The organism is Cupriavidus sp. 05L310, from assembly GCF_056398185.1.
The window spans coordinates 170,992-187,529 of the sequence record NZ_JBFTOX010000007.1; the positions used below are offsets into that span (position 1 = coordinate 170,992).

At 64.9% G+C, this 16,538-nt stretch carries 17 protein-coding genes, 1 tRNA gene and 1 riboswitch; of the genes, 7 read left to right on the top strand and 11 right to left on the bottom strand.

The window, feature by feature from the left end:
* The first annotated feature begins 23 nt into the window (after positions 1 to 23).
* Positions 24 to 1,217, top strand: a complete 1,194-nt coding sequence (locus AC1DS6_RS06820; RefSeq protein ID WP_035863960.1) for an acyl-CoA dehydrogenase — start codon at positions 24 to 26, stop codon at positions 1,215 to 1,217.
* Between the two features lie 162 nt (positions 1,218 to 1,379).
* On the opposite strand, the gene AC1DS6_RS06825 is transcribed toward AC1DS6_RS06820, so the two are convergent.
* Complete coding sequence (locus AC1DS6_RS06825) at positions 1,380 to 2,018, bottom strand: peroxiredoxin (protein ID WP_441624812.1); 639 nt, start codon at positions 2,016 to 2,018, stop codon at positions 1,380 to 1,382.
* Positions 2,019 to 2,247: 229 nt separating this feature from the next.
* On the opposite strand from AC1DS6_RS06825, the gene AC1DS6_RS06830 reads away from it, so the two are divergent.
* From AC1DS6_RS06830 to AC1DS6_RS06850, 5 genes are all read left to right on the top strand, one after another.
* Entirely contained in the window at positions 2,248 to 2,565 is a 318-nt protein-coding gene (locus AC1DS6_RS06830; protein WP_324291756.1) for an ElaB/YgaM/YqjD family protein, read from the top strand.
* Positions 2,566 to 2,735: 170 nt separating this feature from the next.
* The gene (locus AC1DS6_RS06835) at positions 2,736 to 3,116 is read left to right on the top strand and encodes a phage holin family protein (protein WP_441624814.1); all 381 of its coding nucleotides are present in this window, start codon (positions 2,736 to 2,738) and stop codon (positions 3,114 to 3,116) included.
* Positions 3,113 to 3,613, top strand: a complete 501-nt coding sequence (locus AC1DS6_RS06840; RefSeq protein ID WP_441624816.1) for a DUF3318 domain-containing protein — start codon at positions 3,113 to 3,115, stop codon at positions 3,611 to 3,613. Before AC1DS6_RS06835 ends, AC1DS6_RS06840 begins: the two co-directional genes overlap by 4 nt.
* Before the next feature lie 148 nt (positions 3,614 to 3,761).
* On the top strand, positions 3,762 to 4,922 hold the full coding sequence (locus tag AC1DS6_RS06845) for an AI-2E family transporter (RefSeq protein ID WP_441624818.1): 1,161 nt from the start codon (positions 3,762 to 3,764) through the stop codon (positions 4,920 to 4,922).
* Positions 4,923 to 4,968: 46 nt separating this feature from the next.
* Positions 4,969 to 6,864 (top strand): S9 family peptidase, encoded by a 1,896-nt coding sequence (locus tag AC1DS6_RS06850; protein ID WP_477102313.1) that lies wholly within the window; start codon positions 4,969 to 4,971, stop codon positions 6,862 to 6,864.
* A gap of 109 nt (positions 6,865 to 6,973) precedes the next feature.
* Here AC1DS6_RS06850 and AC1DS6_RS06855 read toward each other — a convergent pair.
* The 10 genes from AC1DS6_RS06855 to ybgC form a co-directional block, all read right to left on the bottom strand.
* Positions 6,974 to 7,049 (bottom strand) — tRNA-Lys (locus tag AC1DS6_RS06855).
* Between the two features lie 71 nt (positions 7,050 to 7,120).
* On the bottom strand, positions 7,121 to 8,236 hold the full coding sequence (locus AC1DS6_RS06860; protein ID WP_477102314.1) for a YeeE/YedE family protein: 1,116 nt from the start codon (positions 8,234 to 8,236) through the stop codon (positions 7,121 to 7,123).
* Between the two features lie 83 nt (positions 8,237 to 8,319).
* Positions 8,320 to 9,003, bottom strand: a complete 684-nt coding sequence (gene queC / locus AC1DS6_RS06865; protein WP_441624824.1) for a 7-cyano-7-deazaguanine synthase QueC — start codon at positions 9,001 to 9,003, stop codon at positions 8,320 to 8,322.
* Positions 9,004 to 9,142: 139 nt separating this feature from the next.
* The gene (ybgF, locus tag AC1DS6_RS06870; RefSeq protein WP_035863945.1) at positions 9,143 to 9,901 is read right to left on the bottom strand and encodes a tol-pal system protein YbgF; all 759 of its coding nucleotides are present in this window, start codon (positions 9,899 to 9,901) and stop codon (positions 9,143 to 9,145) included.
* 18 nt (positions 9,902 to 9,919) lie between these two features.
* Positions 9,920 to 10,435: a peptidoglycan-associated lipoprotein Pal gene (gene pal, locus AC1DS6_RS06875; RefSeq protein ID WP_441624826.1), complete on the bottom strand. Its 516-nt coding sequence runs from the start codon at positions 10,433 to 10,435 to the stop codon at positions 9,920 to 9,922.
* 17 nt (positions 10,436 to 10,452) lie between these two features.
* Positions 10,453 to 11,781, bottom strand: coding sequence for a Tol-Pal system beta propeller repeat protein TolB (gene tolB, locus AC1DS6_RS06880; protein ID WP_441624828.1), 1,329 nt, complete (start codon positions 11,779 to 11,781; stop codon positions 10,453 to 10,455).
* 225 nt (positions 11,782 to 12,006) lie between these two features.
* Positions 12,007 to 13,167, bottom strand: coding sequence for a cell envelope integrity protein TolA (gene tolA / locus AC1DS6_RS06885; protein ID WP_477102315.1), 1,161 nt, complete (start codon positions 13,165 to 13,167; stop codon positions 12,007 to 12,009).
* Positions 13,168 to 13,182: 15 nt separating this feature from the next.
* Positions 13,183 to 13,620, bottom strand: coding sequence for a protein TolR (tolR, locus tag AC1DS6_RS06890; protein ID WP_035863937.1), 438 nt, complete (start codon positions 13,618 to 13,620; stop codon positions 13,183 to 13,185).
* A gap of 43 nt (positions 13,621 to 13,663) precedes the next feature.
* On the bottom strand, positions 13,664 to 14,347 hold the full coding sequence (tolQ, locus tag AC1DS6_RS06895; RefSeq protein ID WP_035863933.1) for a protein TolQ: 684 nt from the start codon (positions 14,345 to 14,347) through the stop codon (positions 13,664 to 13,666).
* Positions 14,344 to 14,748, bottom strand: coding sequence for a tol-pal system-associated acyl-CoA thioesterase (ybgC, locus tag AC1DS6_RS06900; RefSeq protein WP_441624832.1), 405 nt, complete (start codon positions 14,746 to 14,748; stop codon positions 14,344 to 14,346). Before ybgC ends, tolQ begins: the two co-directional genes overlap by 4 nt.
* Positions 14,749 to 14,910: 162 nt before the next feature.
* Positions 14,911 to 15,013: riboswitch (ZMP/ZTP riboswitch) on the top strand.
* A 123-nt stretch (positions 15,014 to 15,136) separates the two neighbouring features.
* On the opposite strand from ybgC, the gene glyA reads away from it, so the two are divergent.
* Positions 15,137 to 16,384, top strand: coding sequence for a serine hydroxymethyltransferase (glyA, locus tag AC1DS6_RS06905; protein WP_276287961.1), 1,248 nt, complete (start codon positions 15,137 to 15,139; stop codon positions 16,382 to 16,384).
* The last annotated feature ends 154 nt before the right edge of the window (positions 16,385 to 16,538 follow it).

Sequence of the window (16,538 nt, forward strand, 5' to 3'; positions counted from 1 at the left end):
TGCACTATCGAAGGAGACGTAATATGGCTGCCAACGCCGAATTCCACTGGGCCGACCCCCTCTTGCTGGACGACCAGCTGAGCGCCGACGAGCGCATGGTGCGCGATGCCGCACTGGCCTATTGCCAGGACAAGCTCGCACCGCGCGTACTGCAATCGTTCCGCAACGAGAAGACCGACATCGAGATCTTCCGCGAGATGGGCGAACTTGGCCTGCTCGGCCCCACCATTCCCGAGGAATACGGCGGCCCCGGCCTGAACTACGTGGCCTACGGCCTGATCGCGCGCGAAGTGGAGCGGGTGGATTCGGGCTACCGTTCGATGATGAGCGTGCAATCGTCGCTGGTGATGGTGCCGATCCACGAGTTCGGCAGCGAGGCGCAAAAGCAGAAATACCTGCCCAAGCTGGCCACCGGCGAGTGGATCGGCTGTTTCGGCCTGACCGAACCCAACCACGGCTCCGACCCGGGCTCCATGGTCACGCGCGCCAAGAAGGTGGCGGGCGGCTATGAACTCTCCGGCGCCAAGATGTGGATCACCAACTCGCCGATCGCCGATGTGTTCGTGGTGTGGGGCAAGCTGGTCGGCGACGACGGCAAGGAAGCCATCCGCGGCTTTATCCTGGAAAAGGGCTGGAAGGGCCTGTCGGCTCCGGCCATCCACGGCAAGGTCGGCCTGCGCACCTCGATCACCGGTGAAATCGTCATGGACCAGGTGTTCGTGCCGGAAGAGAACCTGATGCCGGGCGTATCCGGCCTGAAGGGCCCCTTCACCTGCCTGAACTCGGCCCGCTACGGCATCGCCTGGGGCGCCCTGGGCGCCGCCGAATTCTGCTGGCACACCGCGCGACAGTACACGCTGGACCGCAAGCAGTTCGGCCGTCCCCTGGCGGCCAACCAGTTGATCCAGAAGAAGCTGGCCGACATGCAGACCGAGATCACGCTGGGCCTGCAAGGCTGCCTGCGCCTGGGCCGCATGAAGGACGAAGGCACCGCCGCGGTGGAAATCACCTCGATCATGAAGCGCAACTCCTGCGGCAAATCGCTGGACATCGCCCGCGTCGCGCGCGACATGCTCGGCGGCAACGGCATCTCGGACGAGTTCGGCGTGATCCGTCACGTGGTCAACCTCGAAGTGGTCAACACTTACGAAGGCACCCATGACATCCACGCACTGATCCTGGGCCGCGCCCAGACCGGCATCCAGGCCTTCTTCTAAATTCCCGGGCCCGGAAGCCGGGCCGCCCGTTCTCCCGCAGAAAATTAAAAAGGCCCGGCTGCGAAGCCGGGCCAAGCACACTACCAAGGAGAGACGACGGGCGAGCCCATCGTTGTACAACACGGGTCGGCCGGCGGGGCGCGGTGCGCCCCGGCCAGCCGCTTACTTGTTGGGTTGCGGCGTCAGCCGCAGGTAAGGCCGCACGGCCTTGTAACCCTTCGGAAATTTCTGCTTTATCACCTCCTCGTCCTTCAGCGAGGGCACAATCACCACGTCGTCGCCGTCCTGCCAGTTACCCGGCGTGGCAACGCTATGGCTGTCGGTGAGCTGCAGCGAATCGATCACGCGCAGGATCTCGTTGAAATTGCGCCCTGTGCTGGCGGGGTAGGTGATGATCAGGCGCACCTTCTTCTTCGGATCGATCACGAACAGCGAACGTACCGTCAGGGTCTCGTTCGCATTGGGGTGGATCATGTCGTAGAGCTGGGAAACCTTGCGGTCGCCATCGGCGAGGATGGGGAAATTGACCGTGGTACCCTGGGTCTCGTCGATGTCCTTGATCCACTCGCGATGGGACTCGACCGGATCGACCGACAGCGCGATCGCCCTGACATTGCGCTTGGCAAAATCGTCCTTTAGCTTCGCCGTCAAACCCAGCTCGGTCGTGCAGACCGGCGTGAAGTCGGCCGGGTGCGAAAACAGAACGCCCCAGCTGTCGCCAAGCCATGGATGAAAGCGAATCGGGCCTTCACTGGAATCCTGCTCGAAATCCGGTGCGATGTCGCCAAGACGTAGTGTCATAAGGGTGTCCTCAAAGGGGGCAAATTCGGGTTGAACCAGTGTAGTGAGATTGCGATCCAACCCAAACGAATATAAAGTCACTACAAAATCACCTTTTTGTCTTAGGACCTTTGTCTGCGTCAATGTCCCACACACGGTGTCGGACTCGTGGTGTTGAAACCACGGCGGTTCCCCGCATATGCTAGTAAAGAGGGTGAGAAGCTGCCCGAGAACGTGCGAGGAAGGCAAAATGTCACAATCCGAAACCACCGCCCGCAAACAGGAGAAACTGATGAGCGATGTCAAGACCGTTTTGTCCGATGCCGAAGAACTGCTTAAGCAAGCGGCCTCGACCACCGGCGAGAAAGCTGCCGAACTGCGCGAGCGCGGCATGGGCCTGCTGAAGCAAGCCAAGGAAAAGGCCCAGGACCTGCAGGACGCCGTAGTCACCAAGAGCAAGGCGGCCGCACGCGCCACCGATGACTATGTACACGACCACCCGTGGCGCGCCGTCGGCGTGGCTGCCGGTGTTGGCCTGCTGATCGGCCTGCTGCTGAACCGCAAGTAATTCGCAAGGCCACAAGCCTCGCGTATGAACCCGAATGCCCCGCACCCAGTCCTCCGTAGGTCGCGAGGCGGTGCAGGGCAACGCCCCGCCAGTGGTCCGACACCGCTGGCGGGGCTTCCCGTCTGTAGCTGGTGCAGCGCATTGCCGCTGCACGCCTTCGCCGGAATTGCATGAGCGACCCCACCTCCTCCCCCAAATTTATGGATGCCCTGCGCAGCCTGGCAGGATCATTGGTGGCGATGGTGCAGACGCGCCTCGAACTTGCCAGCGTAGAACTCGCGGAAGAACGCGCGCGGCTGATTAAGATGGCCTTGCTGGCCTGTTTCGGCCTGGTGTTCTTCGGCCTGGCCCTGGTGACGCTGACCGTGCTGATCGCCATCCTGTTCTGGGACACTTACCGCTGGCAAGCCCTCTGCGTGCTGGTTGCGTGTTACCTGACCGCCTGCGCAGCCTGCCTCGCATTCGCCCGTCACCTGGCGCGCAATGCCCCGCCCCTGTTCGAAGCCACGCTGGCCGAGATCGACAAAGACCGGGAGATCCTGCGCCGATGAGCCACCCGAACAAGCCAGACCAGCCCACGGAGAACGTGGCCGGCACCCCGCACCGGGAACATCAGCGCCCGGTGCGTTTCTCGCGCGAGGTGCGCTTGCCGCTCGCCATCCGCAAGGAACTTCTGATCACGCGCGCCGCGCTGGAACGCTACGACTGCGCCCAGGCGCTTCACCATGTACGGGGCAGCGCAACCCGGTTCGGCCGTTTCAGCACCTGGCTGCCGCGCATGACCCGGCCTGCTTCCTGGCTCAAGCTGCTGGGCCTGGCCAAGGAATATCCGCTGCTCAGCTCGGCCGTGTCCCTGGCACTGCCGTTGCTGCGCAAGACGCCGGTGCTGCGCTGGACGTGGAAGGCCTCCAAGTTCGGCATCCTGGCAGGTGCCGGCTACTGGGTTTATCAAACCTGGCAGAAGGGCAGCGCGGAAGCTGCCCGGCGGGCTCCGCCCGACACCGTCGAAACCGTCGACACCGGATTTCGCGACCCGCTGGTACGCTAGTACCGCAACCCCCGACGCAAGGCCATGGCACACGCTGGCCTTGCCTTTCGAGCGCGCGCTTGCCCGTGGCGGGCGCGATGCGCCTTGGCGACCAGCGGCAGCCCGTGCGGCGCCCCCGCGATGCCAACCTGACCCAAGGGACAGCGCAATGACCCATCGATCGGATATGCAGCAGAAGGCGTTCTATCTGCTGCTGGCAGTAGTCTCGGTAGCCTTTTGCTTCGTCCTCTGGCCCTTCTTTGGCGCGGTGTTCTGGGGCACCATCCTGGCCATCATCTTCACGCCGCCCAACAACTGGCTGACCCGCCGCATGGGCGGCCGGCGCAACCTGGCGTCGCTGACCACCTTGACGCTGTGCATGCTGATCGTGGTGCTGCCGCTGATCTTCGTCACTGGCGCCCTGCTCCGGGAAGGCGGCACGGTCTACCAGCAGATCAGGTCGGGGCAACTCAATTTCGGCGCCTACTTCCAGCAGGCCGTGCACGCGCTGCCACCTTCGGTGGGACGGGTGCTGGACCGCTTCGGGCTCCTCGATATCGGCGACTTGCAGCAAAAGCTCACCAATGGCGCCGCCCAGGCCAGCCAGATCATCGCCACGCAGGCGCTGAGTATCGGACAGAACACCTTCCAGTTCGTGGTCAGCTTCGGCGTGATGCTGTACCTGCTGTTCTTCTTGCTGCGCGATGGTCCGCAGATTTCACGGCTGATCATGCAGGCCATTCCCCTGAGCGAGCCGCACAAACAGCACCTGCTGCGCAAGTTCACCACCGTGGCCCGTGCCACGGTCAAGGGCAATATCGCTGTCGCCGCGGTGCAAGGCGCGCTGGGCGGCCTGATCTTCTGGATACTCGGCATCCAGGGCTCGCTGCTATGGGGCGTGCTGATGGCCTTCCTGTCGCTGCTGCCGGCCGTGGGCGCCGCCCTGATCTGGGGGCCGGTGGCCATCTACTTCCTGCTGACCGGCGACGTGGGCAAAGGCTCGATCCTGATCGGCTTCTGCGCGGTGGTGATCGGCGCGGTGGATAACGTCCTGCGCCCCATCCTGGTCGGCAAGGACACCCGCATGCCCGACTGGGTGGTGCTGATCTCCACGCTGGGCGGCATGGCGCTGTTCGGGCTGAATGGCTTCGTCATCGGTCCGCTGATCGCCGCGCTGTTTATCGCCAGTTGGGACCTGTCCACCTCGACGCGCGACGAAATCGAGCGCCGCGATGCGGCCCAGGACAAGGATTCCACGCCACCGGCACCGCCGGAAGGCCCAGCCGGCGCCCGCGGCGACACACACCCCGAGGCGGCCCACACGGATTGAGCCCGCCGCTGTATTTGCCGGCCCCAAACACACCAAGGAGTGAGCATTGCGTCAAAACCACGATTCATCCGGTGCGCAGGCACCCGCGAAGGTAAAGCACTACAGCGTGCGCGAACTGTTTCGCAAGCCGGACCGCTCCCAGTTCTCGATCTCTCCGGATGGACGTCACCTGTCGTTCCTGGCCAGGCATCAGGGCCGCCAGAATATTTTCGTGCAGGCCATCGACACCGACGGCAACCTGCTGGGCGAAGCCCGGCCGCTGACCCGCGAAACCGAGCGTGACCTGCCCTTCCACGCCTGGAAAGGCAATGCGCACATCCTCTACGTGAAAGACTTTGGCGGCGACGAGAACTTCCACGTGCTGTCGGTGCCGATCGACGGCGGCGACCCGGTCGACCTGACGCCGTACCCCGGCGTACGGGCCGAGATCGTCGACGATCTCGAGGACGACGAGCGCCATATCCTGCTGTCGCACAACAAGCGCGAGCCGCAGGTCTTCGATGTGCTGCGCGTCGATGTCGTGACCGGCGAGTCGGTGCAGATCGCCGAGAACCCCGGCAATGTGATGAGCTGGGGCACCGATCATGCCGGCCGCCTGCGCGTGGCGACCGCCAGCGACGGCGTGAATACCACCCTGCTCTATCGCGATACCGAGGACCAGCCCTTCCGCCCGATCCTGACCACCGATTTCCGCGAGACGGTCGCGCCGCTGTTCTTCACCTTCGACAACAAGCAGTTGTATGTGCAATCCAATCGCGGACGCGACAAGCTGGCGATCTTCGAATTCGATCCGCAGACGGCACAGGAAGGCCGGCTGGTCTTCGAGCACGATGAAGTCGACGTCGGCGGCCTGAGCTACTCGCGTCACCGCCGTGTGCTGAGCGCCGCCTGGTACACGGACTGGAAGACGCACCGCCATTTCTTTGACGCGCACGCCGGGCAGATCCATGCGGACCTGGAACGGCAGCTGCCGGGCTACGAGCACCACATCACCAGCCTCACGCGCGACGAGACCCGCATGATCGTCTCCGCGTCGAGCGACAGGACCGCCGGCACCCGCTACCTGTACGACAGCGGCACGCGCAAGCTGGTCACGCTAGGCAAGGTGCTGCCGTGGCTCGATGAAGCCGACATGGCCGGCATGCGGCCGATCCGGTTCACCTCGCGCGACGGCCTGCAGATCCATGGCTACCTGACGCTGCCGGTAGCCGCTGCTGGCGAGCCCGCGCCCCAGGGCCTGCCGCTCGTTGTCAACCCGCACGGTGGCCCCTGGACGCGTGACGACTGGGGCTTCAACCCCGAGGTGCAGTTGCTGGCGAACCGCGGCTACGCGGTGCTGCAGATCAACTTCCGCGGCTCGACCGGCTACGGCCGCAAGTTCTGGGAAGCGAGCTTCAAGCAATGGGGCAAGACGATGCAGCGCGACATCGACGACGGCGTCGACTGGCTCGTCGCGCAGGGCATCGTGGATCCGAAGCGCATGGCGATCTTCGGCGGCAGCTATGGCGGGTATGCGACGCTTGCCGGCGTCGCCTTCACGCCGGACCGTTATGCCGCCGCCATCGACTATGTCGGCGTATCGAACCTGTTCACGCTGCTGGAGACGATTCCCGCGTACTGGACGCCGATGCTCGACATGCTGTACGAGATGATTGGCAATCCCAACGACGAAACCGACCGCCAGGCCATGCACGATGCCTCGCCGGTGTTCTTCGCGGACCGGATCCGCACGCCGCTGCTGGTGGCCCAGGGCGCCAACGATCCGCGCGTCAAGCAAGCCGAAAGCGACCAGATTGTCGAGGCGCTGCGAGCGCGTGGCATCGATGTGGAGTACCTGCTCAAGGAAAACGAAGGCCACGGCTTTCACAACGAGGAGAACCGCTTCGACTTCTATGAGGCGATGGAAGCGTTTCTGGCCAGGCATCTGGCAAGGCAAGGCTGATTGCTGCCGGCCAGGGGGCAGGCTTTTGTTCCCTGCCCAGCCGTTTTCCCCGGCCAGGACCCAAAACAAAAAAGGCGTAGCGGTTGCCCGCTACGCCTTTTCGCAATGCTGGTGGGTCGTGCGTGACTCGAACACGCGACCAACGGATTAAAAGTCCGCTGCTCTACCGACTGAGCTAACGACCCGGAAAAACTGAAGCCGCGATTATAGGAATATCCTGGCCCTAATGTCAACCTTAGCGCGTTAAACGTTCGTGCTAGATCATGCGCTCAAGGCGCCATATCTGGTAGCGGAAGCCCAGCACCGAGCCGGCCAGGATGCCGGCCAGCGCAATAAACGAGCCGATTGCCAGCGTCGATACGCCCGACAAGCCCTGGCCGATCGTGCAGCCCAGGGCGGTCACGCCGCCCGCGCCCATCAGGATGCCGCCCACCAGATGGTTGCCAACGTCCTCGGCGCTGCCAAAGCCTTCCCAGCGGAAGGTACGCGTGACCAGCGCATAGGCGGCGGCCCCGGCCACCACGCCGAACACGCTGACGATGCCAATGGTCAACACCTTGCTCTTGTCGCTGAACATCATCAGCCAGTCCAGCGTATAGGCATACGGAGCGACGAAGCTCAGGCTTTCCATGCGGCCGCTATTGGTGCCCACGAACAGCTCTCCGAGCGTGTTGGGATCTTCGGACACATAGCCAATATGCCCCGAGACGTACCACATCGCCACGATGATGAGCCCCACCGCAATGCCGCCCAGCAGGTTATCGAAAGTTCGGAAGCCACGTCCGGCCAGCGCCCAGATCACCAGCGCGCCGCCCAGCACCAGCCCGATGCCAAGCTGCAGGGTGCCACGCGCCATGCCGCTGGCATGCGCCAGCACGGAGGGCAGGTCCTGCGTGGTGGACAGCGTGAGCGCCACCGCATCGACGGTATTCACGCGAATCACGCCGAACAGGCCGCGCAACGTCATATAGGCGGACAGCCCGAGGAAGACGAATACCACCAGCGATTTCAGGTTGCCCGCGCCGATGCGCACCAGGGTCTTGCTGCCGCAGCCCGAGGCCAGCACCATGCCGAAGCCGAACATCAGCCCGCCCACCAGCGCGGAAAGCCAGCTGAGCTTGCTTGCGGCATAAATGGTCTTGGCGGGATCGATGTAACCGCCCGCCGCCAGCCCGGCGGTGCCGATCATGGCCACGCCGATGGCGAGGCCCCACATGCGCATGCGGCTCCAGTCGCCCATGTTGACGATGTCGGAGACCGCGCCCATGGTGCAGAAGTGCGTGCGCTGGAGCACCACCCCAAACAGGAAGGTCAGGATGAAGGTGCTCGCCAGTATGGTACGGCTGAGCGCTGCGAGATCGATATCGGGCATGAGAGTCCGGCGGGGGAATCGGAACGGGTGTGTGCGGCGTCAGGGTTGAGCGCGCGCGGACGCGCGCTCTTCTTGCGCAACCGTCAGGCGGCGCCCTGGTAGCGGGTGGGATCGGGCACGCCTGCGGCCTCGAAACCCGCGCGGCGGATGCGGCAGGAGTCGCACACCCCGCAGGCGCGGCCGTCGTCGTCGGCCTTGTAGCACGACACCGTCATGCCGTAGTCCACCCCGAGCCCGACGCCGGCGCGGATGATCTCGCCCTTGGTCATGTCGATGATGGGCGCGTGCACGCGGATGCGCTCGCCTTCCACGCCGGCCTTGGTGGCCAGGTTGGCAAGCGTCTCGTAGGCAGAAACATACTCGGGCCGGCAATCCGGATAGCCTGAGTAATCGACCGCGTTGGCGCCGAAGAACAGGTCGCGGCCGCCAACGGCCTCGGCCCAGCCCAGGGCCAGCGAAAGCATGATGGTATTGCGGGCCGGCACATAGGTGACCGGAATCCCGCCGACCGCGCCGTCGGTGGGCACGTCCAGGCTATCGTCGGTCAGCGCCGAGCCGCCGAAGCGGCGCAGGTCGAGGTCGATGATCTCGTGGCGCACCGCGCCCAGGGCCGCCGCCACGCGCTTGGCTGCCTCCAGTTCCGAGGAATGGCGCTGGCCATAGCGCATCGACAGCGCATAGGTCTCGAAATCCTGCGCATTGGCCATGGCAAGGACGGTGGCGGAGTCCAGGCCGCCGGAAAGCAGGACGATAGCGCGTTTTTTCATGATGGCGGGGGGGCGGCGCCTGGCGGCGCCACGCAAAATTCAAGGCGAATCGCGCATTTTAGCGCGACCACGACAAAAGGCCCGCGGATGCGGGCCTTGCGTCGTTCGCCTGCCACCGGCGCCCTGCCCAGCGCGGCGCTTACTTCAGCGTCTTGAGGCGATTGGTCGCCGCCTGCGCGCCCTCGGTGCCGGGGTATTTGGCTACCACCTGCTCCAGGGTCTTGCGGGCCGCGGGCTTCTGCCCCGATTCGATCTGGTTGTTGGCGATGGCGATCAGCGCATCCGGCACCTTGGGGTGATCCGGATAGGCCTGCACCATGTTTTGCAGCACCGTGGTGGAACGGCTGTAATCCCGCTGCGCATACAACGAGTTACCTAGCCAGTATTGCGCCAGCGGCACATACGGGCTCTGCGGGTACTTCTTGATGAAGGCCGAGAACACGTTGCCGGCACCCTTGAAGTCCCCGGTCTGGAACTGCTTGAGCGCGGCATCGTATTCAGTCTTCTCGCCGGGTTGCGACAGGCCTTCCCGGCCATCCACGGTGACCTGCTGCGGCTCGAATTTCTTCAGGCGCGCATCGAGGTCGGCGTAGTAGTCCTTCTGCTGTTTCTGCAGCGTGGTCACTTCGTTCTGCAGCATCTCGTTCTGGCCGCGCAGCCGCGCCACTTCCTGGCGCAGGCCCTCGAGCTGGTTCTGCATGTCGAGCTGGGCGCGGCTGTTCTGGTCGATGCGCTGCGATGCCGTCGCCTGGAAACCGTTGAACTGGTCCCGCATGGTCACGATGGCTTTGCGCGCCTCGTCATCATCGAACACGCCGGCCCGCGCCTGCGCAACATGCAGCAGGCTGGCGCAGGACATCGCAGTAAGCAATACCAACTTGGAGACGCGTGCTTTCATGAGTTGGCTATCCGCGGATTAGTACGTGATGTCCGCGCGGCGGTTTTCCGCCCACGAGGCTTCGTCATGGCCGGTTGCCTTGGGCTTTTCCTTGCCCAGGCTGACGGCTTCCATCTGGCTTTCCGGCACGCCCAGCGAGGACATGGAGCGGCGCACGGCCTCGGCACGCTTCTGGCCCAGCGCCAGGTTGTACTCGCTGGTACCGCGCTCGTCGGTGTTGCCCTGGATCAGGATGCGGCGGCCCTTGTTGGCGGCCAGGTACTTGGCGTGCTCGGACAGCATGCCCTGGTAGTCGGACTTGACGCTGTAGCTGTCGAAGTCGAAGTACACGCTGCGCTTGGCCAGCGGGCTGTTCGGGTCGTTCAGCGGATCGCGCGAGACGTCCACCGGCGCCACGGCGCGAGCGTCGTTCGAAGGCGTGCCCTTGCCACCGGCACCGGCGTTGGCGGTGTCGTCCAGCTTGACGCCGGAGCTGCAAGCGCCGAGGGCCAGCAGGGCAGCGACGGCAAGGGTTTTGGTCATCATTTGGGTCATGGCTAGGAACTCCTCGTTTATTGCATGAATGGGCCCCAGGACGGCTCGCGAACCTCGCCGGACTGGAGCGACAAAACCTGCCGGGTACGCCCGTCAGTGGACACTGCCGCCAGCACCGAGCGACCTCCCACCCGGGTGGCATAAAGAATGTACTTGCCATTGGCGGCGAAGCTTGGCGCCTCGTCGTTGGCGGTGTCGGTCAGCGACGTGACATCGCCGTTGCCGAGATCCATCAGCTGCAGCTTGAAGCCGCCGCTGCGGGTGATATAGGCCAGCTGCTTGCCGTCAGGCGAAATGCGCGGGCTCACGTTGTAGCTGCCCTTGAAGGTCACACGCTGGGCTGCACCGCCTTCTTCCCCGCCGGCCGGCATGCGGTAGATCTGCGGCGCGCCGCCGCGATCGCTGGTGAAGTAAATGCCGCGGCCGTCCGGCGCGTATTGCGGCTCGGTGTCGATGGCGCTGCTGCGCGTGAGGCGCTTGAGGCCGGAGCCATCGGCGTTGACCTGGTAGATCTGGGTATTGCCGTCGCGCGACAGCGCGACCGCCAGGTGGTGCCCGTCGGGCGACCACGAAGGCGCGCTGTTGTTGCCCTTCTGGTTGGACACCAGCGTACGGCGGCCACTTGCCAGGTCGTGCACGTAAACCACGGGCTTCTTGGCCTCGAAGGACACGTAGGCGACCTTGCTGCCATCCGGCGACCACGAAGGCGAGATGATCGGCTCGTTGCTGGTCAGCGCCACCTGGGAATTCTGGCCGTCGGAGTCCGAGATCAGCAGCTGGAAGCGCCCACCCACGCGTGAGACATAGGACAGGCGAGTGGCGAACACGCCACGCTCGCCCAGCAGCTTCTCGTAGATGTAGTCGGCGATCTTGTGCCCGGCGACGCGCAACTGGTTCGGCCCGACGGTGAAGGCCAGTCCGCCAAGGCTCTGGCCCTTGACGGTATCGTAGAGGCGGAAGCGCACGTCGTACTGGCCGTTGCCGGTCGGGGTCACGCTGCCTGCCACGAAGGCATCGGCGCCGCGCGACTTCCAGTTGCCAAGGTCGGCATTGGCGGATTCGGCCACGGTGGCGCCAGCCGGATCGATATTGCGGAAGCGCCCGCTGCGCTGCAGGTCGCCGCGAATGATGGCGGTGACATTTTGCGGGGCCTGTGCTTCGCCCTGGAAGTTGGCGGTGGCGATCGGGAACTGGCTGGCGCCTACGCCGGTGATTTCAACATTCAGTTGCGCCTGTGCGCTGCCGGCCGAAAGGGCCAGCGCCACGGCCAGCCAGGCAAACAGGGCGTGCGCGGGGGTGTTGTGCCGCCGTGCGGCTAGCCAAAGGGGGGCCCAAAGCTTTCGCATGCTGCTCCTCAGTCGAGATCAATATTCATCGAGCGCGGCCGGCAAACTGGAAGCCGTGGTACGGGCAAGCATGTCGCATGCCCGTATCGCGTGCACCGGGCACATTTGCCGGCCGCGTCAGGCAACCTGTCATCCTAGCGCCGGGATAGCCCGGCTTCGACGCAGGTTGCAATCTGTTGCAATTCGAAAACACCCGTGCCATCGCTATCGCCGCGCTCCCTCGCCTTAGTCGTTCGGCTTGAACGTGATGGTAAGGCTGGCCGGCGCCTTGCCATTCTCGTCGCGGGGCAGCGGGTCCGAGCGCTCGACGGCGCGCAGCACCGCGCTGTCCCAGGCGGCATTGCCGCTGGACTTCGCCAGCCGCGACGACATCAGGGAGCCATCCGGCGCGAGCTGGACGGACACCACCGCGGCCGGATTGCCGGGCACGTCTTCAGTAAATACGATATTCGGCTTGACGCGGCGACGCACGCGGTCCGGGTAGCCGGGCGAAGCCTTGCCGCCCGAGCCGGCGCCGCTGCCCGCGCTGCTGCCGACGCCGCCGGCGCCACCGGCGGTACCCGAGCCACCGGCCAGGGCCTGCAGGCGTGCCAGTTCGCCATGGCGCTGGGCATTGGCGGCAGCGTCGCGCTTGGCCTTGGCGTCGGCATCCGCCTTGGCTTTCGCGTTGGCGGCGGCCTTGGCTTCCGCGTTTGCCTTGGCGGTGGCGGCGGCCTTGGCATCGGCATTCGCCTTCGCCTTGGCGTCCGCCTCGGCGCGCGCCCTGGCATCGGCCTCGGCACGGGCCTTGGCATCGGCGCGGGCCTTCGCTTCGGCTTCCTTGCGCTCGCGCTCAGCCTGTTCCTTGCGCTGTAGATCGTGCTGGATGGCGGCCTGCTTGCGCGCGTCGTCCTTGCGCTGGGCCTCCTTCTTCTGATCTTCCTTCTTCTGCTCCTCGCGGCGTTGTTCTTCGCGGCGCAGGTCTTCCTTATGCTGGGCTTCCTTGCGGGCCGCCTCCTGGCGCTCGGTTTCCTGGCGCGCGCGCAGGTCGGCCTGCTTGCGCGCCTCCTCGCGGGCGGCGGCTTCGGCCTGGCGGCGCTTTTGCTGCTGGAGGGCGATCTCGGCGTCCTCTTCGGCGCGCGACTTCACTGCCGGCGCGGGCGGCACGGGGCGCGCCTGCTCGACCGCCACAGGTGCGGGCAGCGGAGCGGGAAGCGGCGTCGGCGCGGGGGTTGCGGGGATCTCGTCCCAGAGTTCGGCTTCGGCGCCGACGGGCGTGCTGCTCTGCCAGTGCACGCCAAAATACAGCACGATGCCAAGCAGCAGGTGCATGAAAACCGCGAGCAGGAAGGAACGCAGGGTTCCCCGCTCCGGGGCCGGCTGGTAAGGATAGGCGGCGGTCTTCATGGCGGGCGGCGGTGCTTACTTGGGCTTGACCATCAGGCCGACGCGCTTCACGCCATCGGCCTTGAGCACCGACATCACGTCGAGCACGGCCTCGTACTTGACCGAGCGGTCGGCAGCGATCACCACCGGCTGGTCGGGATTCTCGTTCTGGCGCTGGTGCACGAAATCGATCAGGCCCTGCTTGTCGAGCTTGCGCTCGAAGGCATTGCCGGCGCCATCCTTGCCGCGCGCGGTGAGCGCGCCGTCTTCATGCACGGTAACGACGATGGGCGGCGCTTTCTGCTGCTGCGTGGCATTGGCCACGCTGGGCAGATCGACCACGGCGGGGTTCACGATCGGTGCGGCCACCATGAAAATGACGAGCAGCACCAGCATCACGTCGATGTAGGGCACGACATTGATGTCGGCGCTGGCCCGGCGGCGCGAGCCGCCGCGGCGCTGTATCGCTGCCATTGCAGGTATCTCCTTGACCGATGACGTTGGTGGTTTCGGCGCTTTAGCGGGTCTGCCGTTGCAGGATATTCAGGAATTCTTCCATGAAGCTCTCGAAACGGATGGCCAGGCGATCCACCTCGGTGGCGTAGCGGTTGTACGCGATCACGGCAGGAATCGCCGCGAACAGACCGATGGCGGTGGCGACCAGCGCCTCGGCAATGCCGGGCGCAACCGCGGCAAGCGTTGCTTGCTGCACGTTGGACAATCCGCGGAAGGCGTTCATGATGCCCCACACCGTGCCGAACAGGCCGATATAAGGACTGACAGAGCCCACCGAGGCCAGGAATGGAAGATGCGATTCCATCACATCCATCTCGCGCTGGTAGGCCGCGCGCATGGCACGCCGGGCTGCGTCGAGCAGCGCCCCGGCGTCATGGTTGCGTTCACGCGCCTTCAGGTACTCGCCCATGCCGGACTCGAAGATCCGTTCCAGCGCGCCCGTGCTGTGGCGATTGTTGGCCGCGCTCTGGTACAGCGCCTGCAGGTCGCCGCCAGCCCAGAAGTCGCGCTCGAAGCCCTCGGTCTGGGTGCGCGCCGAGCGCAGCGAGAAATGCTTGCGGAAGATATATGTCCACGAGAACAGGGACATCACCAGCAGCAGGGCCATGACGGCCTGCGCCAGCACACTGGCGTGCAGCACCAGCGAAATGATCGACAGGTCTTGCGTGACGGTCACGGGATTCATCGAGCGGTCTTGATGGTTGCTAGGACGGGAGCGGGAATGGGCGTCGGGCGAAATGTGGTGCGATCGACACATCCAACCCGGATGGCGCCGGTAGCCAGCAATTGCTCATCACGCCAGGCTTCCTGGGCGAATTGGACAGACGCTGGACCAACCCGTTCAATCCGGGTCCGGATCTCAAGCATGTCGTCCAGACGGGCGGGGGCATTGTAGTCCACCGCCGTGCTTCTGACGATGAAGACGACACCGGTCTCATCGGCCAGCGCTTGCTGTTCGACGCCAAGCGAGCGCAGCCACTCGGTCCGGGCGCGCTCGAAGAACTTCAGGTAATTGGCGTAGAACACCACGCCGCCCGCGTCGGTGTCTTCCCAGTACACCCGCAAGGCCCACACATTGTTGCTCATGGCCGCGATTGTAACGGACAGCCGGCCCGACCCGGTGTATACCCTCACCCGACATTACAACAATTACATTACCTGACAGACTAGCCGTTGACTTTCGGGCGGCGAGCCCTCTCCGCCTTCTTGCAGCGAGCCGGCGCCTCGCGTTAAACTGCCGCCAACCATTCCATCTTGCGCGACTGGCGAAGTCAGTGGGCACTACCACGAGGAAGCGCAAGTTTCTCTGGCGCGATGTATCAAGCGCCTGCCGCTCGCCTGGGCAGCGAATGGGAAGCAGGGTGCGCCCTGCGCCGGACTAGCCACGCTTTCCGGCGCTGGTCGCATGTGCCTTCCCCGCGCGCCCTACCCCGAAGCCGATTCGGATCTCCTTTTTTTCAGACGAGTTTTCGCCATGTTCGAACGCAGCCGCTATACGATCGACCAGATCGACCCCGAGCTTTTTGCCGCTATCCAGAAGGAAGACCAGCGCCAGGAAGAGCACATCGAGCTGATCGCCTCGGAAAACTACACCTCGCCGGCCGTGATGGCCGCCCAGGGTTCGCAACTGACCAACAAGTACGCTGAGGGCTATCCCGGCAAGCGCTACTACGGTGGCTGCGAGTATGTCGACGTCGTCGAGCAGCTCGCCATCGACCGCGTCAAGCAACTGTTCGGCGCCGAAGCAGCCAATGTGCAGCCCAACTCCGGCTCGCAGGCCAACCAGGGCGTGTTTTTCGCCACCCTGAAGCCGGGCGACACCATCATGGGCATGAGCCTGGCCGAAGGCGGCCACCTGACCCACGGCATGGCGCTCAACATGAGCGGCAAGTGGTTCAACGTGGTGAGCTACGGTCTGGACGCCAACGAAGACATCGACTACGTCGCGCTGGAAAAGCTGGCACAGGAAAAGAAGCCCAAGCTGATCATCGCCGGCGCCTCGGCCTTCGCCCTGCGCATCGACTTCGAACGCATCGCCAAGGTTGCCAAATCGATCGGCGCCCTGTTCATGGTCGACATGGCCCACTACGCCGGCCTGATCGCCGCCGGCGAGTACCCGAACCCGGTTCCGCACGCCGACTTTGTCACCACCACCACCCACAAGAGCCTGCGCGGCCCGCGCGGTGGCGTGATCCTGATGAAGGCCGAGCACGAGAAGGCCATCAACTCGGCCATCTTCCCCGGCATCCAGGGCGGCCCCCTGATGCACGTGATTGCCGGCAAGGCCGTGGCCTTCAAGGAAGCCCTGTCGCCCGAGTTCAAGACCTACCAGCAGCAAGTGGTCAAGAACGCCCGCGTCATGGCCGAAACCCTGACCGAGCGCGGCCTGCGCATCGTCTCGGGCCGCACCGAGAGCCACGTGATGCTGGTCGACCTGCGCGCCATGCAGATCACCGGCAAGGAAGCCGAAAAGGTCCTGGGCGAAGCGCACATCACCGTCAACAAGAACGCCATCCCCAACGACCCGGAAAAGCCCTTCGTCACCTCGGGTATCCGCCTGGGTTCGCCGGCCATGACCACCCGCGGCTTCAAGGAAGAAGAAGCCCGCGTGGTGGCCAACCTTGTCGCCGACGTGCTGGAGAATCCGCACGACCTGGCCAATATCGCCAGCGTGCGCGAGCAAGTGGCAGCCCTGACCAAGCGTTTCCCGGTCTACGGCTGATCCCCCTGCGCCACCCGCCCACGCGCGGGTGGCCGGCAGTCCGCCGCGGCGCGCCAGCGCTGCCGGCGGGCCTTGCCAACCCAGCCCAGCGCGACACAGAATGACAAGACGCTGCGCGCGCAGCACGCGCCCCGGTTCAAACTTCGAGGTGGTC